The sequence below is a fragment of the Achromobacter sp. Bel genome, assembly GCF_012928505.1.
Taxonomy (GTDB): Bacteria; Pseudomonadota; Gammaproteobacteria; order Burkholderiales; family Burkholderiaceae_B; genus Achromobacter.
This window is the reverse complement of the sequence record NZ_JABBJN010000022.1, coordinates 24829-47257: the sequence shown is the minus strand read 5'-3', so window position 1 is coordinate 47257 and position 22429 is coordinate 24829. Positions and strand designations below refer to the sequence as shown.

Here is a 22429-nt window from a genome sequence, read left to right as displayed (position 1 = left end):
GGAAAGTCCCATCATGTTCGAACAACAATTCGTCAATGCCTTGTCGCTGGGCTGTGTGTATGCACTGTTCGCGCTGGGCTTCACTCTGATCTTCGGCGTGCTCGGGGTGATCAACCTGGCGCACGGCGCCGTCTTCATGGTTGGCGCCTACGCGGCACTGTTCGTCGTCCAGCAATTCGGCTTGCCCCTGTGGGGTGCGCTGATGGTCGCGTTCTTCGTGGCCGGCTTCACCGGCGTCATCATCGACTACCTGGTGCTCAAGCCCCTGCGCAAGCGCAACGCGCCGCACTTGATCCCCATGATCGCCACGATTGGCGTGGGCATCATCCTGAACAACGGCGCCCAAAGCATTTTCGGCGCCAGCAACCTGCGCTTCCCGCACGGCACCGTGCCCGAGGAAGTGATCGAGGTCGCCGGTCTGCACCTGACCGTCATCGAGTTGGGCATCATCTTCCTGTCGTTCGCGCTGATGGCCGTGCTGATGTACGTCATGCGCCGCACGCAGTTCGGCCGCGCGCTGCGCGCCATCGCCGAATCGCCCAAGGCCGCCTGGCTGCTGGGCATCAACGTCGAGCGCCTGTTCGTCACCACCTCGTTCGCCGCGGCCGCCCTGGGCGGCGTGGCAGGCGTGCTGATCGGACTGTATTCCAACGCGCTGTTCCCGCTGATGGGCCAGCCGATGCTGCACAAGGGCATCGCGGTCATCATCCTGGGCGGCATGGGCGACATCCGCGGCGCCATGCTGGGCGGGCTGTTCCTGGGCTTCGCCGAGGTGCTGTCGGTCGCGTACGTCGGTTCCACCATGCGCGATGCGGTGGCTTTCGGCCTGCTGTTCCTGATCCTGCTGGTGCGCCCGCAAGGTCTGTTCGGCAAAGTGGTTCAACGCAAGGCTTAAAGAATGAGCGGATTCGAAAACTTCTGGGCCATCTACGGCAACCTGGTGCTCACGCTGGGCACCAACGCCTTGCTGGCCCTCTCCATCTGGCTGACCCTGGCCTGCGGCATGCTGGCCATGGCCAACGCCGCTTTCATGGGCATCGGGGCGTATACCGCCGCGCTGCTCACCATGAACTACGACGCCCCGTTCACGGTCGCCCTGGCCGGCGGCATGGCGGCGCCCGCCCTCGTGGCGGCGCTGATCGGCTTGCCGACCTTGCGCCTGTCAGGGGTCTATCTGGCCATGGCCACGCTGGGCTTCGGCGAAGTCGTCCGCGTGACCATCCTGAACACCGAGTCCCTCACCGGCGGCGCGCTGGGCCTGAACGGCATCCCGCAGCTGACGCAGTGGTGGCATGTGGTGTTGTCGGTCGTCATCGTCCTGTTCGTGCTGTGGCGCGTGCGCGCGTCCAAGATCGGCCGCTCGTTCGACGCCATTCGCGGCGACGAAACGGCCGCGGGCCTGATGGGCATCGACGTGCGCGCCAACAAGATGCTGGCCTTCGTGGCTGGCGCCATGATCGCCGGCCTGGCCGGCGCGCTGAACGCGCACCTGACGTTCTTCATCGGCCCTAACGAATACGGTTTCGACCGTGGCGTTGAAATCCTGACCATGGCCATCCTGGGCGGCATCGGCGGCCTGGCCGGTCCGGTGCTGGGCAGCTTCATCATTACGGTGCTGCCCGAGCTGCTGCGCGGCTTCGCGGATTTGCGCCTGATCGCGAACGGAGTGATTCTGGTGGTGATTGTGTTGTTCCTGCCGCAAGGCATCTGGGATCCGGCGCGCTTCAAGCGCTGGATGCGTCAAGGCCGGGGCGGCCAGGGAGGCAAGCGCCATGCTTGAGCTTTCCTCCGTCTCCAAGAGCTTTGGCGGCCTGCATGTGCTGCATGACGTCAGCCTGTCCGTGCCCGAAGGCGCGATCTTCGGCCTGATCGGCCCCAACGGCGCGGGCAAGACCACGGTGTTCAACCTGATCACCGGCCTGTTGCCGCCCAGCGGCGGCACGATCACGTTCAACGGCGAAAGCGTCCTGGCCAAGAAGCCGCACAGCATCACGCGCATGGGCATCGCCCGCACCTTCCAGAACATCCGTCTCTTTAAAGAGATGACGCTGCTGGAAAACGTGGTGGTCGGCGCCTACCGTCACATGAACTACGGCTTCCCCAGCCTGCTGCTGGGCCTGCCGGGCTATCGCGAGCACGAAAGGCGCGCCCGCGAGCGTGCGCACGAACTGCTGACGTGGATGCGCCTGGACCACAAGGCCAATGACCTGGCCGACAACCTGTCCTACGGCGAACAGCGCCGCCTGGAGCTGGCGCGCGCGCTGGCCACCGAGCCGAAACTGCTGCTGCTGGACGAGCCGGTCGCCGGCATGAACACCGGTGAGCGCGCCGAACTCATGCGCGAGATCCTGGCGATCCGCGACCGCGGCTACACCATCCTGATGATCGAACACGACATGCGCTTCGTCATGGGCCTGTGCGAACGCATCGCGGTGCTGAACTTCGGCAAGATCATCGCTTGCGGCGGTCCTGAAGAGATCCGCAACAACGAGCAGGTCATCGAGGCCTACCTGGGCCGCGAAGACGACGAAGACACCGAACAAGCGGAGGCCGCCAAATGAGCGCGATGCTGGAAGTCCGCGGACTCGAGGTCAACTACGGCCACATCGAAGCCGTCCGCGGCATCGACCTGGACCTGAACGCCAACGAAATCACCGCCCTGGTCGGCGCCAACGGCGCGGGCAAATCGACCACGCTGCTTGCGCTGTCGGGCCTGCTGCCCAAGGCGCGTGGCCGCATCCTGTTCGAGGGTGAAGACGTCACCAACCTGGCTCCGCACCAACTCGTGGCGCGCGGCATCGTGCAGGTGCCGGAAGGCCGGGCCATCCTCACCACCATGACGGTGCTGGAAAACCTGGAACTGGGCGCCTATCGCCGCGGCCTGAAGAACGTGGATTCCGACCTGGAATACGTGTTCAACCTGTTCCCGCGCCTGAAAGAACGGATCACCGGCATTGCCGGCAACCTGTCGGGTGGCGAACAGCAGATGTTGGCTATCGGCCGGGCCTTGATGGCCAAGCCGCGCCTGTTGCTGCTGGACGAGCCGTCGATGGGTCTGGCGCCCATCGTCGTGCAGGAGATCTTCCGTTCGTTGCGCGCCATCAACGCCGACGGCCTGACCCTGTTCCTGGTGGAGCAGAACGTGCGCCAGGCGTTGAAGATCGCGCAAAACGGCTACGTGCTGGAAAACGGCGCCATGGCGCTGACCGGCACCGGTCGCGAACTGCTGGGCCACCCGCGGGTGCTGGAAGCCTATCTGGGCGCCTGACCCGGGCGGACAGGGGATTCGTCCCCGAATCGCATGTGTGCTGGCTGCGCCTGTAGGTGTGGCCGGTCGCTTCCTTATTTCTCTTCGCTTGCCCATTTTTTGAGCAACCGTGTTAGAATTTCAGGCTTTCCCTCATTTTGACCATTGCACGGGCGGGTAATAACGCTTAGGCGGGGATCAATAAGGGCATGAATCCAAACGAATTTCAGGCAGCTTGGCTTTTTGAAGCGGGCTTTTTGGGCGGTTGGAATTTTGTCTAGTTGGGGAAAGAACACTGGCTAGACGTTCTAGTCAGCAAGAACTTTTTATTCTTAGGAACCATCATGAAGACCTTTGTGGCCAAGCCGCATGAAGTCCAACGTGACTGGTTTGTGATCGACGCCAAGGGCAAAGTCCTCGGTCGTGTGGCCAGCGAAGTCGCACGTCGTCTGCGTGGCAAGCACAAACCTGAATTCACGCCGCACGTTGATACGGGCGATTACATCGTCATCATCAACGCATCCGATATCGTCGTTACCGGTACCAAGGCGAAGGACAAGAAGTACTTCCGCCACACCACGTACCCGGGCGGTATCCGCGAAACGAACTTCGAGAAAATGCAAGAGCGTTTTCCCGGTCGCGCCATTCAGAAGGCCGTCAAGGGCATGCTGCCCAAGGGTCCTCTGGGCTACGCCATGATCAAGAAGCTGAAGGTCTATGCCGGTGCCGAGCACCCGCACACCGCCCAACAGCCCAAGACGCTGGATCTCTAAGGAAACGCCATGATCGGTAACTGGAATTACGGAACCGGCCGTCGCAAAACTTCGGTGGCTCGCGTTTTCATCAAGAAGGGCACGGGTAAGATCGTTGTCAACGGCAAGCCCGTCGACGATTTCTTCGCCCGCGAAACTGGCCGCATGATCGTGCGCCAACCGCTGGAACTGACCGGCCACCTGGAATCGTTCGACATCAAAGTCAACGTCCACGGCGGCGGTGAAACCGGCCAGGCCGGCGCAGTCCGTCACGGCATCACGCGTGCCCTGATCGACTACGACGCGACCCTGAAGCCCGCACTGTCGCAAGCTGGCTTTGTGACCCGCGATGCCCGTGAAGTCGAACGTAAGAAGGTCGGCTTCCGCAAGGCACGTCGTCGCAAGCAGTTCAGCAAGCGTTAATGTTGCTGCAAAAAACCCGCTTCGGCGGGTTTTTTGTTTTTGGGCGCAAACGGGGCAACGGCTCCGGCCGCCCCGCGCGGAACTCCGCGCATCCCGTCCGGTCGGACGAAAGGGGTAGTGCACCAATTTCGGCACGGTGCCGCAAGACCCGTTTCCCGAGCGATACAATCTAGCCTCGTTCTACGAAGAGCACACCATCATGGCCCAAGCATCGAACACCCGTATCAAGGTTGGTATCGTCGGCGGCACCGGTTATACCGGCGTCGAGCTGCTGCGCTTGCTGTCGCAGCATCCCAATGTGGAATTGACCGCCATCACGTCCCGCAAGGAAGACGGGCTGCCGGTGGCTGACATGTATCCGAACCTGCGCGGCCGCGTGAACCTGGCGTTTTCCGCGCCGGAAAAAGCGTCGCTGACGGATTGCGACGTGGTGTTCTTCGCGACGCCGCACGGCGTGGCGATGGCCCAGGCCCAGGAACTGATTTCCGCGGGTACCCGCGTCATCGACCTGGCCGCGGACTTCCGCCTGCAAGATATCCCCACGTTCGAGCGCTGGTACAAGATTCCCCACACCTGCCCGGATATCCTGGCCGAATCCCAGTACGGCCTGGTGGAACTGAACCGCGAAGCCATCTCCCGCGCGCGCGTCATTGGCAACCCCGGCTGCTATCCCACCACCGTGCTGCTGGGCCTGGCCCCGTTGCTGGAAGGCGGCAAGGCGCTGGTTGATGCGCAGACCCTGATCGCCGACTGCAAGTCGGGCGTGTCGGGCGCCGGCCGCAAGGCGGAAGTGGGCTCGCTGTTCTCGGAAGCCTCGGACAACTTCAAGGCCTACGGCGTGGCTGGCCACCGCCACCATCCGGAAATCGTCGCCCAGCTGGAAAAGATCTCCGGCGGCACAGTCGGCCTGACTTTCGTGCCGCACCTGGTGCCGATGATCCGCGGCATGTTCTCCACGATCTACGCCCGCATCCTGCCGGAAGCCCGCGATACCGACTTCCAGGCCTTGTTCGAGCAGCGCTACGCCGACGAGCCTTTCGTGGACGTGATGCCGGCCGGCAGCCTGCCGGAAACCCGTTCGGTGCGCGCGTCGAACAACCTGCGCATCGCGCTGAGCCGTCCGGGCAACGGCGACCAATTGATTGTCCTGGTCGTGCAGGACAACCTGGTCAAAGGTGCCGCCGGGCAGGCCGTGCAAAACATGAACCTGATGTTCGGCGTGCCGGAAACGACCGGCCTGGATCAGGTCGCGATCCTGCCCTGATGCCTGGATCGGGCAGCTGGCCCCGGCCGCTGCCCGTCTACGCGCTTTATGTCAGCTGACTTTCCCGACACCCCGCAGCCCCGTCCCGCCGGCGGGCTGCTGCGCGTGGCTGCGGGGTTGCTGGTCGGCCTGCTGTTGGGCGGCGTCGCCGGGTATTTCCATGCCCAACGGCAAGCCCAGCCGCAGGATGCCGTCGTGATCAGCGCGGCGCAAGCCGAGGCCCAGCAAGAGGCCATGCGCCAGCAGGCCACGCAGTTGCGCTACACGCAGGGCCAGCTGGATACCGCGGACGGAGAGCTCGTCATCGAGCGCTCGGCCCGCCAGGAGCTTGAAGCGCAGCTGCGCGCCGTGCAGGCCGAGGTGGGCCGCGTGCGCGACCAGTTGGCGTTCTATGAGCAATTGCTGCCTCCCGGCCCGGAAGGTTCGGTGGATATCCGGGGAGTGCAGATCGACCGCGAAGGCGGCGGCTTGCGCTACAAGGTGCTGCTGATGCGCAGCGGGCGCAATGGCGGGGCGTCGTTCGCAGGCGCGCTGCGGTTCCAGGCCACGGGCATCCTCAAAGGCGAAACCGTGACGGTCGACCTGGCACCTATGCAAGTCAAGGCCGAAACCGGCCCGGTGACTGCCACGGGTGAATCCACCACCGCGGCTTCGCTGGCCCTGCAGTTCGACCAATATCAGCGCAGCCAGGGCCTGTTGGCCGTGCCCGATGGCTTTGTCCCCGAAAGCGTCACCGTCAGCGTGCTGGAAGGCGATACCGTCCGGGCTTCCCGCAGTATCAAACTGGAACTTTGAGTCTAGTCAAGCCCTGCGCTATAGTGACACTATGCGAGCGCCGTTGCCGCTCACCGAAATATGGCCTATCCGGCCAGGAGTGAACCATGAATGCAGTAACCGAAACCGTCGACCTCCAGGCCGCCCCGCCTGTTCCTTTGGTATTTACTGACTCGGCTGCCGCCAAAGTGAAGGACCTGTTGGCCGAAGAAGGCAACCCCGAGCTGAAGCTGCGCGTGTTTGTCCAGGGTGGCGGCTGTTCGGGCTTCCAGTACGGCTTCACGTTCGACGAAGTCGTGAACGAAGACGATACCGTGCTGGACAAGGCCGGCGTACAACTGCTGGTTGACCCGATGAGCTTCCAGTATCTGGTCGGCGCCGAGATCGACTACAAAGAAGACCTGGAAGGCGCGCAGTTCGTCATCCGCAATCCCAACGCCAGCACTACCTGCGGCTGCGGTTCCTCGTTCTCGGTGTAATCGCCGAAGCAGGACAAGAAAAGCCCTTCGGTATGCCGAAGGGCTTTTTGCTTTTTGCCTTTTATTTTGGGCCACGCCCGGGTGGCGCCTGGGGCCCCTTTGCGCTTCAGGCGGGGTATAGCGCGCCCAGGATCCGGGCGCCGCGGGCGCCGGTGACGGCCGGCAAGCCAGCGGGCCGGCGTTCCACGAAGGCTTGCGCCAGCCAGGCGAAAGCCAGCGCCTCGACCTGCTGCGCGGGCACGCCCAGCGCGTCGGTCGGCTGCACCGGGCGCTGCAGGCAGTACGCCAGTTCCCGCATCAGGCCGGCGTTGCGGGCGCCGCCACCGCACACGAACACCTCTTGCGTGCCCGCAGCGGCCGCGTCGATGGCGTTCGCGACCGTCCGGGCGGTCAGGCGCTGCAGCGTCGCCTGCACGTCCTGAGGGGCAGGCTTGGGGCCGTCGAACGCCGCCAGCCGGTCATCCAGCCATTGCAGGTTGAAGAGGTCACGGCCGGTGGACTTGGGCGGCGGCAGCGCGAACCAGGGTTCGCTGGCAATCAGTTGCTCCAGCAGCGGCGCCACCACCTGGCCCGTGGCGGCCCAGCGGCCGTCGGCGTCGTAGGGCTGCCCCAGATGGCGCTGGCACCACGCGTCCAGGAACACGTTGGCCGGCCCGGTATCGAAGCCGCGGGCCGGCTGGCTGGGGGCTAGCAGCGTGACATTCGCGATGCCGCCCAGATTGAGCACCGCGCGGCCATGCGCGGCGCCGAAGATCGCCGCATGGAACGGAGGCACCAGTGGCGCGCCCTGGCCGCCGGCGGCCACGTCGCGGCTGCGGAAGTCCGCCACGACGTCGATGCCGGTCAGTTCCGCCAGCAGGGCGGGGGCGTTGAGCTGCACGGTATAGCCGCTGTCCGGCCGGTGGCGCACGGTCTGGCCGTGCGCGCCGATGGCGGTCACGGCGCCGGCGGAGACGCCGGCGTCCCGCAGCAGGGCGGCGACGGCTTGGGCGTACAGCCGCGCCAGCGCATTCGCCGCCAGGGCGGCGCGCGCCAACTCGTCGTCGCCAGACAGGTTCAGCGCCAGCAGTTCGCGGCGCAGGTTCTCGGGCATGGGCAGGCTGGCGCTGGCCAGCACGTGCGGCGCCTGGCCGGCGTCCAGGCGCACGAGTACCCCGTCGACGCCGTCGACGCTGGTGCCGGACATCAAGCCGATGTAGAGCGCTGGGTTGCCCTGCGGGCGGGGTGCGGAGGAATTCACGGGCGCCTCGGAAAGAAGAAAGGCGGCCGGCAAAATTTGCGCGGGCCGCCTTTTTGGGACGTTTTGCTGCGGCGGGCCAGTTAGCGGCTGGCCACGTTGGTCAGGGCGTCAGGCAACGTCTGCTGGAACTCGGTCAGCAGCTGGATCTGTTGCTTGTACGGCGCCACGGCCTGGTTGAACGCGCGGACTTCCGCAGGTTCCAGGGCGCGGGCGACGGGCAGGTCCACCGACAGCGGGTCGATCGGCTGATTGTCCACGCGGAACTCGTAGTGCAGGTGCGGGCCGGTGGCCCAGCCGGTGGCGCCGACATAGCCCAGCAACTGGCCTTGCGAGATCTTCGAGCCCTTGGTGATGCCTTCGGCGATGCGGCTCTGGTGGGCATACAGCGTCGAATACTTGCCGTGATGCTTCACGATGACCACGTTGCCGTAGCCGTTCTGCCAGCCCGAGAACTCGACCGTGCCGTCTGCCGTGGCGTGGATCGGCGTGCCCGAAGGCGCGGCGTAGTCCACACCTTTGTGGCCGGTCCACGTTTTGTGGATGGGATGCATGCGCATGCCGAACGTCGAGCTGATGCGGCTGAACTTCAAGGCGGTGCGCAGGAACGCGCCACGCAGGCTGGTGCCGTCGAAGTCGTAGTAAGAACCGCTCTTTTCGTCGGGGCTGAACCAGACGGCGCTGTAGGTCTTGCCACCGTTGATGAATTCCAGGGCCAGCACGCGGCCGGCGCCGGCGTAGCGGCCGTCGTGCGAACGCACTTCGTAGACCACGCGGAACTGATCGCCCTGGCGCAGGTCGCGCAGGAAGTCAATCTTGGCGCTGAGGATGTCGGCCATCTGCATGGTGACCGAATCCGGGATGCCGGCGGCGTCCGTGGCGCCGAACAGCGACGACTTGATCGTGCCCACGGCGACGCGGGTCTGGCGGTCGGTGCTTTCGGTGACTTCCTCGGCCTTGTAGCTGTCGCCGGACGGTGCGACGTGCAGCATGCGCGTCACGACCTGGCCGTCGGTCTCATTGCCGGGGGTGTGGATGTAGCGCAGCCAGATCAGGTTGCCCTGGTCGTCGGTCGCGGCCTGGACGGAGCGGCCCGGGTACAGCTTGTAGATGCTGCGGGCGCTGGCTTCATGCGTCAGGAAGGTCTGCAGGTTCGGGGCGTCGAGTTCCAGGCGCTGCAGCACGGCAGCCAGCGTGTCGCCGGCACGGATGCGGGTTTCGCTGATGTACGGCGCGGCGCTGGGGCTGCTGACCTCGACTTGTTCGGGGGTCAGCGGCAGGACGCTTTGAATGATGCGGGACGGGGGGAGTTCGGTGCGGTCGGGTTGCTGCACCATGCCGAGGGCGGCGGCGCCAGCAAACAGACCGATAGCGGAGACGAGAAGAGTGCGACGGAAAAGTCCCGAGCGATGGGGCTTGGGCTCAACGGGCGCAAACAGGGCAGCAACTTTGCGCTTGATGCTACTCGCCAGTTCGTGGAGGCCACGATTCATCGTGAAGATACCCTCTCAGGTGGCATGAGCTCGCAGGGTGCGTAACACGAACAGCCCTTGCGCGCCGCGAAATCGGGGGCAGGGGCTGCTGACGCGGGCGCATCTTGTGAACAACGGGTGGTAGGCCGAACCGCAACTGCGAACTGCGTATAGATAGCAGTTGCGTATGATTGGGCGGTATCCTAGCTGATTCGGCTAGAATTTTCGATAGTTTTCGTCACTTTTTACACCTTTTTGTCGGCTGAAGCCGCGTTGGTCCCCCTGCCATGTCATCCTCCGAAGCCCCTATCACTCCCGAAGTCGAAGCCGATCTGCGTATAGCCAAGCGCGGCTGCGACGAGCTGTTGGTCGAGTCCGAGTTCGCCCGCAAGCTGGCCAAGAGCCGCGCGACCGGCGTGCCCCTGCGCATCAAGCTGGGGCTGGACCCCACTGCGCCGGACATCCATCTGGGCCACACCGTGGTGCTGAACAAGATGCGCCAGTTGCAGGACCTGGGCCATAACGTCATCTTCCTGATCGGCGATTTCACCTCGACCATCGGCGATCCCAGCGGCCGCAACAGCACCCGCCCGCCGCTGACGCGCGAGCAGATCGAGTCCAACGCCAAGACCTACTACGCGCAGGCCAGCCTGGTGCTGGATCCGGCCCGCACCGAGATCCGTTACAACTCCGAGTGGTGCGATCCGCTGGGCGCCCGCGGCATGATCCAGCTGGCGTCGCGCTACACGGTCGCCCGCATGATGGAACGCGAAGACTTCACCAAGCGCTTCAAGGGCGGTATCCCGATTTCGGTGCACGAATTCCTGTATCCGCTGATGCAGGGCTATGACTCGGTGGCGCTGAAGTCCGATCTGGAGCTGGGGGGCACCGATCAGAAGTTCAACCTGCTGGTTGGGCGCGAGCTGCAAAAGGAATATGGCCAAGAGCCCCAGTGCATCCTGACGATGCCGCTGCTGGTGGGCACGGACGGCGTAGAGAAGATGTCCAAGTCGAAGGGCAACTACATCGGCATTTCAGAGTCGCCCGATTCGATGTTCGGCAAGCTCATGTCGATTTCGGACACGCTGATGTGGCGCTACTTCGAACTGCTGTCGTTCCGTTCGCTGGAAGACATCGCCGCCCTCAAGCAAGAGACGGATGGCGGGCGCAACCCGCGCGATGCCAAAGTCATGCTGGCTCAGGAAATCATCACGCGCTTCCATTCCGCGCGCGCGGCCGACGAAGCGCTGGCGTCCTTTGAAGCGCGCTTTCGCGACGGCGCCATTCCGGAAGATATGCCGGAGGTCAATATCGGCGGCGCGCCCGTGGGCATCCTGAAGCTGCTGCGCGAAGCGGGTCTGGTCGCATCGGGGTCCGAGGCGCAGCGCAATGTGGAGCAGGGTGGCGTGCGGGTCAACGGCGATCGGGTTGAAGATAAATCGTTGCAATTGCCGGCCGGGACTTACGTCGTCCAGGTGGGCAAGCGCAAGTTCGCGCGTGTTAACTTGAACCCATAATTGCGAAGTTTTGATACGCTGAGGGTACAGGCAGGGGCGGGACGCCTTTGCGGCACTTCAAGGAGCACGACATGGAACTTTCGAGTTTGTCTTTTTCCGATCACGAGTCGATTCCCGAACGCTACGCCTTCGGCAAGATCGATGCGCAATCGCACGTCGCGCTGGCAGACAACTACAACCCGCAGTTTTCGTGGGACGACGTCCCGCCGGGAACGCAGTCGTTTGCGTTGATCTGCCATGACCCGGACGTGCCGTCGCGGCCTGACGACGTCAACCAGGAAGGCCGCGAAGTTCCGGCCGACCTGCCCCGCGTGGATTTCTTCCACTGGGTGCTGGTGGACCTGGCCGCCGACATGCGCGAAATCGACGAAGGGGCCTTCTCCAACGGCATCACGCCGCGCGGCAAGGGCGGCCCCTTGGCGCCCATGGACGCACGCCAGGGCATCAACTCGTATTCCTCGTGGTTCGCCAACGACCACGACATGAGCGGCGACTATTTCGGCTATGACGGCCCGTGCCCGCCCTGGAACGATTCGATCGTGCACCGCTACGTCTTCACGCTATATGCGCTGGACGTGCACAGCCTGAACCTGAACGGCTCCTTCACCGGCGAGGACGCGCTGCGCGCCATGCAGAAGCACGTGCTGGCCCAGGCTTCGGTGACGGGCACCTACACGCTCAATCCCAAACTGGCGCCCAAGCAGATCGGGGCGACCGAGGCGTAGCGCCGGCCGCTGACGCCGCATAGAAGGGCCGCGAAATTTGCGGCCCTTTTTTTCGGCCGTGCAGGGCGGCCCCTTCAAGATCTGCGGTAAGCCGCATTGCCATTGGTCCGCGATTCGCGGCCGAATCGAGCGCAGAGCGCCGCGATTTGCTGGAATAGGACTAGCGCCATTTGGAGAGTCGAGCTGTCGCCTGGACGGCGGCTGTGCTTCGTTCCATTTTGGTATAAAATTTTATACGCATGGATGATAGTGACGTTGGGAAAGGATATCCGCTGGATCGGTTCTGCGTATGCGGACTTGTTGAGATTTCCCGATGAGAGTCGGCGGCAGGCCGGATTCCAACTCGGCAAGATTCAGGCTGGCCTTGAGCCAGATGATTGGAAGTCGCTAGATAACCTGGGTAGCGGCGTTCGCGAACTCCGCATCTGGGAGCGGGCGGGTTCGTTTCGAGTGATGTATGTCGCTAAGTTCGACGAGGCGCTTTATGTCCTGCACGCATTTCAGAAGACGACGCGTGCGACGAGTCAGCGGGACCGCAACATCGTCAGCGCCCGATATCGGGCGGTCATCAACACAAGGAGTAGCGGCAAATGACGATCGACACCCAAGTTCGGCATGTGACCCCGTTTGGCGAAAACCTATTCCTGGAATTGGGCTTTGCGCCCGCCGAAGCCAGGCGTTTGCAAGCCATTTCAGCGAAACAGATCGATGACGCCAAATTCCTCAAAGAGCAGCTCATGAGCGAATTGGCGTCATGGATCGCTCTGCATCATCTGAAGCAGTCGGATGCCGCAAGGATCCTGATGGTTTCACGGCCACGTGTGTCAGATGTGGTGAACAAGAAAATTGCCAAATTCACAATCGATGCGCTGGTGGAAATGCTGGGTCGGACGGGCAAGTCGGTGACGCTGTCAGTGGTGACTCCTGCATCATGAAAAGGGGCCGCGGCCCTTTTTTTGCGTTCCTCACCCGCCGTCTGTCATGCGGTCGAACGCTTCAGGCGCAGCAGCGCCAGGTCCCGGACTGATGATGCTGGCAGAAGCTACTATTTAGTAGGTTGTGAGGGTGGTGCTTTGCATGAAAGTTTCTCAAGTCGGGTTGAGAGCGGTTTCCCGGCCCAACGTGTTAGCGTGGTTTTCGTGCCCGTCGCCGGTATTTTGCGCCGCTTGCCCGCATGTTGGCGGCAATTGAATCCGCCTGACGCGGTAAACTATTCAGCATTCTTCGGGTTTACCCACCCGACACGGCTTTCTCCTCTCTTACCGCCTCAGGAATCCCCCGTCATGTTTGACCGCAACCTCACCTTGTCCAAGGCTGACCCGGACGTTTGGGCCGCCATCCAGAAGGAAGACGTTCGCCAAGAGCAGCACATCGAGCTGATCGCTTCGGAGAACTACGCCAGCCCGGCCGTCATGGAAGCCCAGGGCACGCAGCTCACGAACAAGTACGCCGAAGGCTATCCGGGCAAGCGCTACTACGGCGGTTGCGAGTACGTGGACGTGGTCGAGCAACTGGCCATCGACCGCCTGAAGCAGATTTTCGGCGCAGAAGCCGCCAACGTGCAGCCCAACTCGGGTTCGCAGGCCAACCAGGGCGTGTACATGGCCGTGCTGAAGCCGGGCGACACCGTGCTGGGCATGAGCCTGGCCGAAGGCGGCCACCTGACGCACGGCGCGTCGGTCAACGCATCGGGCAAGCTGTACAACTTCATCTCGTACGGCCTGGACGAAAACGAAGTCCTGAACTACGCGCAAGTCGAGCAACTGGCCCGCGAACACAAGCCCAAGCTGATCGTCGCGGGGGCTTCGGCCTACGCCCTGCACATCGATTTCGAGCGCATGGCCCGCATCGCCCGTGAAAACGGCGCGCTGTTCATGGTCGACATCGCCCACTACGCAGGCCTGGTCGCCGGCGGCGCCTACCCCAACCCGGTCCCGCACGCCGACTTCGTCACGTCGACGACGCACAAGTCGCTGCGCGGTCCGCGCGGCGGCGTCATCATGATGAAGGCCGAACACGAGAAGATCATCAACTCGGCGATCTTCCCCGGCATCCAGGGCGGTCCGCTGATGCACGTCATCGCCGGCAAGGCCGTGGCGTTCAAGGAAGCGCTGGAACCCGGCTTCAAGGACTACGCGCAGCAAGTGGTCAAGAACGCGAAGGTGCTGGCCGACACGCTGGTCAAGCGTGGCCTGCGCATCGTGTCCGGTCGCACCGAAAGCCATGTCATGCTGGTGGACCTGCGCGCCAAGGGCATCACGGGCAAGGAAGCGGAAGCCGTGCTGGGCCAGGCCCACATCACGGTCAACAAGAACGCCATCCCGAACGACCCGGAAAAGCCTTTCGTGACCAGCGGCATCCGCCTGGGCACGCCGGCCATGACCACCCGCGGTTTCACGGAAGCCGACGCCGAGCTGACCGCCAACCTGATCGCCGACGTGCTGGACAATCCGCGTGACGAAGCCAACATCGCCGCCGTGCGCACCCGCGTCAACGAACTGACGTCGCGCCTGCCGGTCTACGGCAAGAAGTAACGCAGCATCTCCCGGGCCCCGAGGCTATCCGCCGTTGGGGCCAGACCAAAGGGACGGCCCCGCAAGGCGCCGTCCCTTTGCTTTCCGGGCGGCAGGCGCTATCCTCGACCGGGCCTGTCCATGATATCGGGGACGAATTAGCCGTATTGGCGCCTCACAAGGGGCGCATCGTTACAATATGCTCAATTATTGCTATCCGTGCCTTTAGGGAACACACATGCGGTGTCCATTTTGCGGCAATGCCGAAACACAGGTCGTCGACAGCCGGGTCTCGGAAGAGGGCGACGCCATCCGCCGCCGCCGCCGCTGCCTGTCCTGTGACAAGCGGTTCACCACCTATGAGCGGGTGGAGCTTGCCTTGCCTTCCGTGGTGAAGCGCAACGGCAGCCGCAGCGAGTACGATCCCGCCAAGTTGCGGGCAAGCCTGAGCCTGGCGCTGCGCAAGCGGCCCGTCAGCACCGAGGACGTGGATGCCGCCGTGGCGCGCATCGAAGAACAGCTGCTGGCTAGCGGACTGCGGGAAGTGCCCAGCGAACATATCGGCGAACTGGTCATGACCGAGCTGCGCAAGCTGGACAAGGTGGCCTACGTGCGCTTTGCGTCCGTCTACAAGAGCTTCGAGGATATCGGTGAATTCGTCGAAGCCATCCGGGAGATGCAGGGGCCCCTGCTGCCCGGCAAGCTGCGCAAGGAATAGCGCCGGCTGGACTCGGCTTGGCAGGAAAGACGGCGGCGCTTCGGCGCCGTCATTGCATGGGCGAGGATCGCGCCAGGCTGGGCGTTTGCGGCTGGAACTTGCGCCAGACGCGGCGCATGTGCTGTGCGGAGCCGAACCCGGATTTTTCCGCCACGCGCTCCAGGTCCAGCCGGGTTTCGCGCAGCAGGTCGCGCGCCAGCGCGACCCGAATCTGATACAGGTAGTCCATGGGCGTGCAGCCCGCATGTTCCCGGAACAGGCGCGTCAGGTGGCGCGCGCTGGTGTGCGCCTGGTCCGCCAGGGACTGCGCGGACCAAGGCGCGGCGGGGTTGCGCACGACGGCGTCCTGCACGCGGTGCACGCCCGGATGCATATGGCTGCGATGCTCCAGCCAGGGCGACAGCGTGGAGTCCGTGCCGGCCCGGCGCTGGTAGACGACCATGTCGCGCGCCACCTCGCTGGCGATGCGCGGCCCGCAGTGGCGCGACACCATGTGCAGCGCCAGGTCGATGCCCGCCGTGATGCCGGCGCTGCTGACCAGGTTGCCATCTTCGACGAAGATCCGGTTGTCGTGCACGCGCGCGGTCGGGTCGAGGTCCGCCAATTGCGCCAGGCAGGAGTGGTGCGTGGTGCACTCGCGTTGCCGGGTCAGTCCGGCCGCGGCGGCGAACAGCGCGCCAGCGCACACGGTCATCAGCGTGAAGGCGTCTGCCGGATGGCGGACGGCCAGCCAGTCGACGATGGCATGGGCGTCCGGGCCTTCCAGCCGGGTGGGCTGGCCCACCACCCCGGAAATGATGACAAGCGCATGAGCGGGCAACGTGGCCGGCAGTGGCTGGATATGGGCCAGGTGCAGTCCGGGGATCCCGCTTTCCACGGCCTGGGACGGGCCGCAGAAGTGCTGCTCGAACGTGCCGGGACACAGCTTGTTGGCCACGCGGAAGGCTTCTGCCGGACCCGCCAGGTCCAGCAGGACGATGCCCCGCGACAGCACGAAGTACACGGGGATCATGGCGCCTTCCTTATTCGGCTCAGGCCGCCAGCGCGTCGGCGGCGCGGGTGACGCGGGCGAAGCGGCCTTGCAGCACCAGTTCGGTGTGGTCGCGGATCTCGGCCGGCGTGTAGTGCTTGCCGGACGGGCTTTGCATGGCGAACGTCAGCGTCGCGTCGGTCGGGAAGACGACTTTGAAGCCCGCGTCGCTGGCATGGCGCGACGTCGTCTCGCAGCATTGCTCGGTTCGGATGCCGCTGACGATGATGCCTTCGATGCCGTTTTCCCACAGCCAGTCATGCAGCGAGCGGCCATCCGCGCTCTCGGCGTACAGCGAGGAATGCACGGTCTTGTGGAAGACGGCGGTGGGCGCGATGCGCAATTCCTCCAGCGTCTTGACGTGGCCGGAGGCCAGTGAGAACGGGTTGGCAGGGTCGACGGACTTGCTGATGTGGAACACCTGCAGGACGGGAATGCCCTGGGCGGACGCCGAATCGACAAGGCCCTGGATCTGCGCCAGGAACGCCGGATACTCGGTTTCATCCCAAAACGGACGGTGCCGGAAGGACTCTTGTACGTCGATGACGATCAGTGCTTGTTTCATGTTCCGGGCTCCAGGCCAAGGATTTCAAGGGGTATGGCGCTATTCTGAAGCGGATTCCAGCCTGGCGCGAGATCGTCGAAAGACGCCGAACAGCCCAAAACGGACATGCAAAGAGCATACCCCTCCCGGCAGAGCCGGGTTGCGCCCGGCGGCGCGCCGCCGGACATACAATTCCTGCCATGATGACCGTAAGCCACCCCGACGATATCTTCTGGATGCGACGCGCCCTGGCGCTGGCCGAGAGCGTGCTGTTCACGACCGCGCCCAACCCAAGGGTCGGATGCGTCATCGTGCGCGACGGGCGCGTGCTGGGCGAGGGCGCGACCCAGCCGCCCGGCGGCCCGCACGCCGAAATCCGTGCGCTGCGCGACGCCCAGGCGCGGCACGAGCCCGTGGAAGGCGCGACGATGTACGTCACGCTGGAGCCCTGCAGCCATTTCGGCCGCACGCCGCCTTGCGTGGACGCCGTCCTGGCCGCAAAGCCGGCGCGGGTAGTCGTGGCCATCGGCGACCCTAATCCGCTGGTCAACGGGCAGGGCCTGGCGCGCCTGCGCGCGGCCGGCATCCAGGTCGTGACCGGCGTCTGCGCCGAGGAAGCGCTGGCGATCAATGCGGGGTTCATCTCGCGGATGAGCCGGGGGCTGCCCTGGGCGTGGATGAAGATGGCGGCGTCGCTGGACGGCCGCAGCGCGCTGCATAACGGTATGTCGCAATGGATCACTGGCCCAGAGGCGCGTGCCGACGGCCACCATTGGCGCGCGCGCAGCTGCGTGGTGCTGACCGGCATGGGCACTGTGCTGAAGGACAATCCGCAACTCAATGTGCGTGGCGTGGATTCGCCGCGCCAGCCGCGCAAGGCGGTGGTGGACGGCCGTTTCGACATCCCGGAGGACGCCCGTTTGTTCGATGGCGCGGAAGTGATCGTCTTTACCGCCCGTGAAGATGCGGCGAAGGCCGCACGCCTGGCGGACAAGCATGCGCGCGTCGTGGTGCTGCCCGGGCAGGCGCCGGACCGCGTCGACCTGCCGGCCATGATGCACTGGTTTGCCCAGGAACAGTTCAATGAAGTCCACATCGAGGCGGGGGCGGGCTTGTCAGGCGCGCTGGTCGCCGCGGGCTGCGTGGACGAACTGCTGCTGTATCTGGCGCCGGTGCTGCTGGGCGATGCGGCGGGCATGGTGCGCCTGCCCATGCTTGAGCACCTGGATGCCGCCCAGCGCTACGAATTCATCGAGGCCACGCGGCTGGGCGTTGACATGCGCTTGCGCGCCAGGATGCCCGGCCCCTGGCGGCAATTGTCGCAGCGCGTGGCTTTGCCCGCCCAGGCCTGAGCCCGTCCGCTTTCGAGTCTGCCGCGGTTAAGCCTGCTCGTTCCTGAGCCTCCGTTCCGAAATCCGCCCCTGCGCCTTTGGGCGGCGCGGTGCCGCGCCACGGCGCCATGCGAAGACGCACGCGCCGCCTGCGAACAGCATCAACAGCCCCGCTGCCCACAGCAGGCCGCCATGGTCGCGGCGCAAGCGCTCCCCTGCTTTCCAGGCCTGCGTGTAATGGAACCAGGCCGCTGCCTGGAAGTCGGGCGGCGGGCATTCGCGCCCGAACGTGGCGCTGAAGGGCACCTGGGCGCCGTGCTCCACGTAGCGCTGATATACCGCCTGGGCCCGTTCGGGCGAATCGTCGATGATGTAGCGGGTGCCTTGGCACAGCACGGCCGCGAACGCCTGCGATCGGTTTGGCAGCAACGCGGCCGATTGCAGCGTGTGGTCGGTCGCGACCTGTCGATAATGGAAGCGCGAATAGGGCCTGGCCTCGCTGGCGGCGAAGCGCAAGCGTTCTTCCGGCATGACAAACGGGCCCGGGAGGGCGGCGTCGGCGCGCTGCGCCGACGTGTCCTGCGGCGGGTCGTTGCCGTCGGCGTCCTGGCGCCAGGGCGCCGGGCTGCGGCCCGCGCCATAGGTGTAATTGCCGTCATACACCGCAAAGTCGGGGTCTTGCTCGTAGCCCATGATTTCCAGGCCGTTGCGGCGGGCCAATTGCGCGGCCTTGAACCAGGCTTCCGCGCGCGCCGTGCGGCCCCAGGCGCTGCCAGCCTGTTGCAGGGCCGCCGTGTATTCGACGGCATGTCGATGGCTGCTGGATGGCGCGACGCGCCATGAACCGTCGTCATACGCCATGGTGGCGAAGCGGGCGTCGTCGTCTTGCGGGAAGTAGGCCAAGGCCTGGTCCATGCGGCCTTCGCGCATCAGGCGGCGGGCCAACAGGGCACGCAGGCGGTCGCCATCGGGGATCGGATGCTTCACCATCCAGTCGTAGAAGGGCTGATAGTCGAACTGCGCAAAGCCGGCCGGCGCAGGCAGCACGGCGGATGCCGGCACCTGCTGGTCCACGTAGGCCTTCAGTTCGTCCGCCGTCAAGACGCGTTCGGCCACATAGGCCGCGTCGTTCCAGTACGGGGAAATGGGCCAGCCTTCATCCTGCACGGCGTCGTCCGAAACGGGAAGGGACGCGTGCAGCAGCATGTCCAGTGCTTCCACATATTGACCGCGGGACAGCGCCAGCACGCCTTGCTCGGCCTTCAGCCGGGCCATGCTGGAGCGTTCCAGGCCCGTGGACGCCGTCGTCGGGAAGGCGCGGGCGGCGTGCGCATACGCCTGCGCCGCAGCCGTCATGTCGCCCTGGCGGATCGCGAGTTTGGCGCGCACCCACCAGGCAAGCGGCGTGTCCAGCCGGCCGGCCAGGCCTTGCGCCAGGTCGTAGCGGCCGACGCGGTAAGCCAGGGCGGCGACCCGGTCCGCATCCTGGATGCGGCTTACGTCCTGTCCGGCCAGCGCCGTCGCCAACGCTTGCAGCGCCGGATTGGGCGTGACGTTGCGCACGCCCGCCCCGGCATCGGCATAGCCGCGTTGTCCGTTCAGATCGAACGTGGCGAACATGTCGAACGCGCTTTCCGGGTTGCCGTCCACGATATCGCCCACTCTTGCCAGCGCGTAGGCCACCAGCAGCCGCTGCGCGACGGGATCGTCGATCAGGCGACTGGCGCGCGCAGGTGCGCCCAACGCCCAATCCGCGATCAGCCTCAAGGACGACTGGCCGCTGCGCGAACCGCGCGCCGCCTGTTCGGCGTACAGGCGGATCGCCTGTTTCAGCGCGGGGGCGGGGATGGCGTCGGGGCAGGCCGTCGCGGCCAGGAAGTCTTGGGCGGTGCAAGACCCGTGGGAACCGTTCAGCAGCAGCAGGGCTTCTTGCCCATAGCTGGCGACCGCCAAGCCCAAAGGATCCGGCGCGCCGGCTTGCGCCAATCGGCGGACGCGGGCATAGGCGGCGGATGCGTCGCCCGTGGCCATGCCTGCCGCGTCCCCGGTTTCGTTCTGCCCGAGTCCGGTGGCCCCGACTTCAGTCGGCCCGATTTCAGCCAACATATAAGCGGCCCAGACGCTGCGTGCCGCCGCGACGCGTTCCGGCAGCGCCAGAATGTCCAGCAAGCGCGCACGGGCCCGCAGCAGCGCCGCATCGGAATGGGCTTGCGCGGCGGACCGGATGTCGACGGCCGCGGCGGTGTAAAGCCGCGCGGCTTCGGGCAGGGCGCCGCCTGCCGCATACGCCTGGTCTCCGTCCGGCAGCGTCCGCATCGCGCGCGCTGCGGCACGTTGCGCGGGGTTGAGCGCGGGATCGTAGTCTTCGGGAATGGTGTCTTGCCGGTCGCTGCCGTCGGGCAGCGCAGCGGATTCCTCGGCCCGCAGCGCGTCGGCCGGCGCAATCAGCCGCGAGGCCTCGAAGGTGAAGGCGTTCGCGGGCGTGCTCTTCAGGGTGCCGGCGCGGTCGTCGAGCAACTGCGCCGGGAAGTCCGGGCCGCAGGCCACGGCAATGCCTGCGCCGACGGCGCAGGCCAGCAACGTCAGCCGGATGATCGTTCTACGGTTGTACATGGAAGGTCGTGGGTGGGGTTTCACAGCGTATCCAGCCGATATGGCGTTGGCTGCCGGCGTGCAGCAAGCCGTCTTGCGCGCGTCGCAGGTAGCGTCCTTCGCCGTCGCGTTCCAGGGTATAGCCGTTGATGCCGTCCGCGCCGCGGCAGACGCCGTTCCAGCGAATGATGAACGGCAGCGCGCCATCGGCGTTGCCGGCGTTGGACAGCACCAGATCCTGCGTGCCGCCGTCGGCGACCGCGCGCGCGGTGACATGCAGCGCCGGTTGCAGCGGTTGCCGCATCAACACCGCGCGCCAGGTCGGCAGGCTCCAGGCGCGCTCGTCGCGTGCGGTGGGCAGCCGGAACCAGACGATGCCGGCCAGGCCGCGCGGCCGGGACTGGTGGATCCGGTCGACAAAGGCCGCCATGGCGGCGGGGGCGACAACAAGCTCGCTGGCGCGGCCGCCCGGCTGCAGCGCGGGCCGCTCGCTTTCGATGGCGGCGACGTTCCCGGCGTCATCCCAGGCCACCCGGCTGCCATAGGCGGGCAACGCCACGCGCCATGGCTTTTGCGTGCGGTCCGCAAAGGCATCCAGCCACGTTTGCGCGCGATTGGCGTCGAACAGGCCTTGCGTGGGGTTCATCACCGCATGCACCTGCAACACGGCTTCGTCGGGCACCTTGAGCAACGCGTCAAGCTCGGGACTGTTCAGCCAGGTGGGCAGGGCGGTGATCGACAAAGCGCTGTCCGGGCCCAGGCGGCTTTTCAACGCGGCCAGGAAATGGCGGTAGGCGGGCAGCTTCGACGTGGCGCAGTCGTAATCGATTTCAACGCCAGCCAGCGTGATGCCTGCATTGCGCCAGGCTTGGCTGGCCGCTGCGATGCGCGCGGATGTGGCCTGCGCGTCCAGCGTGTCGACGCGGCCATCCATCCGCCACACCATGACGACCGGGCGCCGGGCCGCGGTCAGCGCGGCCACGTCGGGCGCGGTGTTGATCCATCGGCCGTCCGCGCCGATTTCGGCGACCAGCACGCGCCATGCCCGCACGGCGTCCGCGCCGGCGGACAAGGCTTCCAGCACGGGCGGTGTCCACCGGCGCTGCCACACATAGGCGTCGTTGGGCAAAGCCGGTTCGGGTTTTCCGCAAGCGCTCAACATCAGCAGCAAGGCCGCGAAACACGCGGCGGCTCCGCGTTGACCCGCCGGTGACGCACGGTTCAGGGTCAGGCAAAAAACTTGCCGCAAGCGGAGCAACATGACGCAGTGCCGGAAAAATCGCGTGTTCGAAAAAACGCGGAGCGCGTTCAGATGCGTGATTCTATCGTTGACGGCGCGTCTTGGTTTTTTGCCCGCGGCAACCCTTGCAGGAAGTATCCGTGTTCGCGCCATGGGTACTAGCACTCGTCATGCGCGGCTGCCAATTGTGCGATTGAAACCGCGCGAAATGCCTTTCGTAGCGACTCCGCGCCCACATGCGGCACAGGGATCGCATCAAGTTTGCGAGCGATTCGCGCATGCGGTTTTTCATGGCGAAAACCCTCATCACTATTTTGGGCGATGCGTCAAATGAATTGCCACAAAACAGTCAATTGGCTTTAGCATAGGCACATGACTTGGCGCTACGTGCTAACGGCCTTCACCGCACAGTGCTACACGCCCTCGTCACCACGGATTCCCGTGCCGCGATATCGGCGCTTTTCACGACCGAACCGGCGCGCTGCTGAACAAGGACGCCAAGGCGCTGTTCAGACCGTCCGCTGCCATCGCATAGCGGGCGCATCGGGTTTACGCCCGAATCATAAGAATC

General features: G+C 65.2%; 22 protein-coding genes. 16 read left to right on the top strand and 6 right to left on the bottom strand.

Going from position 1 to position 22429, the window contains the following annotated elements:
* Positions 1 to 13: 13 nt before the first annotated feature.
* The 9 genes from HG262_RS15460 to erpA all read left to right on the top strand — a co-directional run bounded on the left by HG262_RS15460 (position 14) and on the right by erpA (position 6939).
* Positions 14 to 895, top strand: coding sequence for a branched-chain amino acid ABC transporter permease (locus tag HG262_RS15460; RefSeq protein WP_169271846.1), 882 nt, complete (start codon positions 14 to 16; stop codon positions 893 to 895).
* Between the two features lie 3 nt (positions 896 to 898).
* Complete coding sequence (locus tag HG262_RS15455; protein ID WP_169271845.1) at positions 899 to 1780, top strand: branched-chain amino acid ABC transporter permease; 882 nt, start codon at positions 899 to 901, stop codon at positions 1778 to 1780.
* Positions 1773 to 2561: an ABC transporter ATP-binding protein gene (locus HG262_RS15450; RefSeq protein ID WP_169271844.1), complete on the top strand. Its 789-nt coding sequence runs from the start codon at positions 1773 to 1775 to the stop codon at positions 2559 to 2561. The genes HG262_RS15455 and HG262_RS15450 overlap by 8 nt, the downstream gene beginning before the upstream one ends.
* Entirely contained in the window at positions 2558 to 3268 is a 711-nt protein-coding gene (locus HG262_RS15445) for an ABC transporter ATP-binding protein (RefSeq protein WP_169271843.1), read from the top strand. The genes HG262_RS15450 and HG262_RS15445 overlap by 4 nt, the downstream gene beginning before the upstream one ends.
* 323 nt (positions 3269 to 3591) lie before the next feature.
* Positions 3592 to 4020, top strand: coding sequence for a 50S ribosomal protein L13 (gene rplM / locus HG262_RS15440; RefSeq protein ID WP_169271842.1), 429 nt, complete (start codon positions 3592 to 3594; stop codon positions 4018 to 4020).
* Positions 4021 to 4029: 9 nt separating this feature from the next.
* On the top strand, positions 4030 to 4422 hold the full coding sequence (gene rpsI, locus HG262_RS15435) for a 30S ribosomal protein S9 (protein ID WP_006217310.1): 393 nt from the start codon (positions 4030 to 4032) through the stop codon (positions 4420 to 4422).
* Positions 4423 to 4621: 199 nt separating this feature from the next.
* Positions 4622 to 5686: an N-acetyl-gamma-glutamyl-phosphate reductase gene (gene argC, locus HG262_RS15430; RefSeq protein WP_169271841.1), complete on the top strand. Its 1065-nt coding sequence runs from the start codon at positions 4622 to 4624 to the stop codon at positions 5684 to 5686.
* Between the two features lie 48 nt (positions 5687 to 5734).
* Positions 5735 to 6481, top strand: coding sequence for a DUF6776 family protein (locus tag HG262_RS15425; protein ID WP_169271840.1), 747 nt, complete (start codon positions 5735 to 5737; stop codon positions 6479 to 6481).
* Positions 6482 to 6567: 86 nt separating this feature from the next.
* Positions 6568 to 6939, top strand: a complete 372-nt coding sequence (erpA, locus tag HG262_RS15420; protein WP_006226695.1) for an iron-sulfur cluster insertion protein ErpA — start codon at positions 6568 to 6570, stop codon at positions 6937 to 6939.
* 106 nt (positions 6940 to 7045) lie between these two features.
* Here erpA and HG262_RS15415 read toward each other — a convergent pair whose 3' ends face one another.
* Both HG262_RS15415 and HG262_RS15410 read right to left on the bottom strand, forming a co-directional pair.
* Positions 7046 to 8179: an anhydro-N-acetylmuramic acid kinase gene (locus tag HG262_RS15415; protein ID WP_169271839.1), complete on the bottom strand. Its 1134-nt coding sequence runs from the start codon at positions 8177 to 8179 to the stop codon at positions 7046 to 7048.
* Between the two features lie 80 nt (positions 8180 to 8259).
* Positions 8260 to 9669: a M23 family metallopeptidase gene (locus tag HG262_RS15410; RefSeq protein ID WP_169271838.1), complete on the bottom strand. Its 1410-nt coding sequence runs from the start codon at positions 9667 to 9669 to the stop codon at positions 8260 to 8262.
* A gap of 266 nt (positions 9670 to 9935) precedes the next feature.
* Between HG262_RS15410 and tyrS the strand changes: the two genes are divergently transcribed.
* The 6 genes from tyrS (at position 9936) to nrdR (ending at position 15121) form a co-directional block, all read left to right on the top strand.
* Positions 9936 to 11165 carry a tyrosine--tRNA ligase gene (gene tyrS / locus HG262_RS15405; protein WP_169271837.1) on the top strand — a complete coding sequence of 410 codons (1230 nt, stop codon included), beginning with the start codon at positions 9936 to 9938 and terminating at the stop codon, positions 11163 to 11165.
* A gap of 71 nt (positions 11166 to 11236) precedes the next feature.
* A complete protein-coding gene (locus tag HG262_RS15400) occupies positions 11237 to 11890 on the top strand; it encodes a YbhB/YbcL family Raf kinase inhibitor-like protein (RefSeq protein WP_169271836.1) in 654 nt (217 codons plus the stop codon).
* 249 nt (positions 11891 to 12139) lie between these two features.
* Positions 12140 to 12484 (top strand): type II toxin-antitoxin system RelE/ParE family toxin, encoded by a 345-nt coding sequence (locus HG262_RS15395; protein WP_169271885.1) that lies wholly within the window; start codon positions 12140 to 12142, stop codon positions 12482 to 12484.
* Complete coding sequence (locus tag HG262_RS15390; RefSeq protein ID WP_169271835.1) at positions 12481 to 12825, top strand: XRE family transcriptional regulator; 345 nt, start codon at positions 12481 to 12483, stop codon at positions 12823 to 12825. The genes HG262_RS15395 and HG262_RS15390 overlap by 4 nt, the downstream gene beginning before the upstream one ends.
* A gap of 348 nt (positions 12826 to 13173) precedes the next feature.
* The gene (gene glyA, locus HG262_RS15385) at positions 13174 to 14424 is read left to right on the top strand and encodes a serine hydroxymethyltransferase (RefSeq protein WP_169271834.1); all 1251 of its coding nucleotides are present in this window, start codon (positions 13174 to 13176) and stop codon (positions 14422 to 14424) included.
* A gap of 217 nt (positions 14425 to 14641) precedes the next feature.
* Positions 14642 to 15121 carry a transcriptional regulator NrdR gene (gene nrdR, locus HG262_RS15380; RefSeq protein WP_105559298.1) on the top strand — a complete coding sequence of 160 codons (480 nt, stop codon included), beginning with the start codon at positions 14642 to 14644 and terminating at the stop codon, positions 15119 to 15121.
* Between the two features lie 49 nt (positions 15122 to 15170).
* Here the strand turns inward: nrdR and HG262_RS15375 are convergent, their stop codons facing one another.
* Both HG262_RS15375 and HG262_RS15370 read right to left on the bottom strand, forming a co-directional pair.
* Entirely contained in the window at positions 15171 to 16133 is a 963-nt protein-coding gene (locus HG262_RS15375; RefSeq protein WP_169271833.1) for a helix-turn-helix domain-containing protein, read from the bottom strand.
* Between the two features lie 19 nt (positions 16134 to 16152).
* Positions 16153 to 16716, bottom strand: a complete 564-nt coding sequence (locus tag HG262_RS15370; RefSeq protein WP_169271832.1) for an isochorismatase family protein — start codon at positions 16714 to 16716, stop codon at positions 16153 to 16155.
* Positions 16717 to 16931: 215 nt separating this feature from the next.
* Here HG262_RS15370 and ribD point away from each other — a divergent pair, with 215 nt between their 5' ends.
* The gene (ribD, locus tag HG262_RS15365) at positions 16932 to 18047 is read left to right on the top strand and encodes a bifunctional diaminohydroxyphosphoribosylaminopyrimidine deaminase/5-amino-6-(5-phosphoribosylamino)uracil reductase RibD (RefSeq protein WP_169271884.1); all 1116 of its coding nucleotides are present in this window, start codon (positions 16932 to 16934) and stop codon (positions 18045 to 18047) included.
* A gap of 27 nt (positions 18048 to 18074) precedes the next feature.
* Here ribD and HG262_RS15360 read toward each other — a convergent pair whose 3' ends face one another.
* Both HG262_RS15360 and HG262_RS15355 read right to left on the bottom strand, forming a co-directional pair.
* Positions 18075 to 20639: a hypothetical protein gene (locus HG262_RS15360; protein WP_169271831.1), complete on the bottom strand. Its 2565-nt coding sequence runs from the start codon at positions 20637 to 20639 to the stop codon at positions 18075 to 18077.
* Entirely contained in the window at positions 20626 to 21747 is a 1122-nt protein-coding gene (locus HG262_RS15355; RefSeq protein ID WP_248293369.1) for a DUF3142 domain-containing protein, read from the bottom strand. The genes HG262_RS15360 and HG262_RS15355 overlap by 14 nt, the downstream gene beginning before the upstream one ends.
* Positions 21748 to 22429 lie beyond the last annotated feature (682 nt).

Bases quoted from the DNA above. Each gene is read 5' to 3' on its own strand.
- HG262_RS15460 (WP_169271846.1), top strand. From the start codon at position 14: ATGTTCGAACAACAATTCGTCAATGCCTTGTCGCTGGGCTGTGTGTAT.
- HG262_RS15455 (WP_169271845.1), top strand. From the start codon at position 899: ATGAGCGGATTCGAAAACTTCTGGGCCATCTACGGCAACCTGGTGCTC.
- HG262_RS15450 (WP_169271844.1), top strand. From the start codon at position 1,773: ATGCTTGAGCTTTCCTCCGTCTCCAAGAGCTTTGGCGGCCTGCATGTG.
- HG262_RS15445 (WP_169271843.1), top strand. From the start codon at position 2,558: ATGAGCGCGATGCTGGAAGTCCGCGGACTCGAGGTCAACTACGGCCAC.
- rplM (WP_169271842.1), top strand. From the start codon at position 3,592: ATGAAGACCTTTGTGGCCAAGCCGCATGAAGTCCAACGTGACTGGTTT.
- rpsI (WP_006217310.1), top strand. From the start codon at position 4,030: ATGATCGGTAACTGGAATTACGGAACCGGCCGTCGCAAAACTTCGGTG.
- argC (WP_169271841.1), top strand. From the start codon at position 4,622: ATGGCCCAAGCATCGAACACCCGTATCAAGGTTGGTATCGTCGGCGGC.
- HG262_RS15425 (WP_169271840.1), top strand. From the start codon at position 5,735: ATGTCAGCTGACTTTCCCGACACCCCGCAGCCCCGTCCCGCCGGCGGG.
- erpA (WP_006226695.1), top strand. From the start codon at position 6,568: ATGAATGCAGTAACCGAAACCGTCGACCTCCAGGCCGCCCCGCCTGTT.
- HG262_RS15410 (WP_169271838.1), bottom strand. From the start codon at position 9,669: ATGAATCGTGGCCTCCACGAACTGGCGAGTAGCATCAAGCGCAAAGTT.
- tyrS (WP_169271837.1), top strand. From the start codon at position 9,936: ATGTCATCCTCCGAAGCCCCTATCACTCCCGAAGTCGAAGCCGATCTG.
- HG262_RS15400 (WP_169271836.1), top strand. From the start codon at position 11,237: ATGGAACTTTCGAGTTTGTCTTTTTCCGATCACGAGTCGATTCCCGAA.
- HG262_RS15390 (WP_169271835.1), top strand. From the start codon at position 12,481: ATGACGATCGACACCCAAGTTCGGCATGTGACCCCGTTTGGCGAAAAC.
- glyA (WP_169271834.1), top strand. From the start codon at position 13,174: ATGTTTGACCGCAACCTCACCTTGTCCAAGGCTGACCCGGACGTTTGG.
- nrdR (WP_105559298.1), top strand. From the start codon at position 14,642: ATGCGGTGTCCATTTTGCGGCAATGCCGAAACACAGGTCGTCGACAGC.
- HG262_RS15375 (WP_169271833.1), bottom strand. From the start codon at position 16,133: ATGATCCCCGTGTACTTCGTGCTGTCGCGGGGCATCGTCCTGCTGGAC.
- HG262_RS15370 (WP_169271832.1), bottom strand. From the start codon at position 16,716: ATGAAACAAGCACTGATCGTCATCGACGTACAAGAGTCCTTCCGGCAC.
- ribD (WP_169271884.1), top strand. From the start codon at position 16,932: ATGCGACGCGCCCTGGCGCTGGCCGAGAGCGTGCTGTTCACGACCGCG.
- HG262_RS15360 (WP_169271831.1), bottom strand. From the start codon at position 20,639: ATGTACAACCGTAGAACGATCATCCGGCTGACGTTGCTGGCCTGCGCC.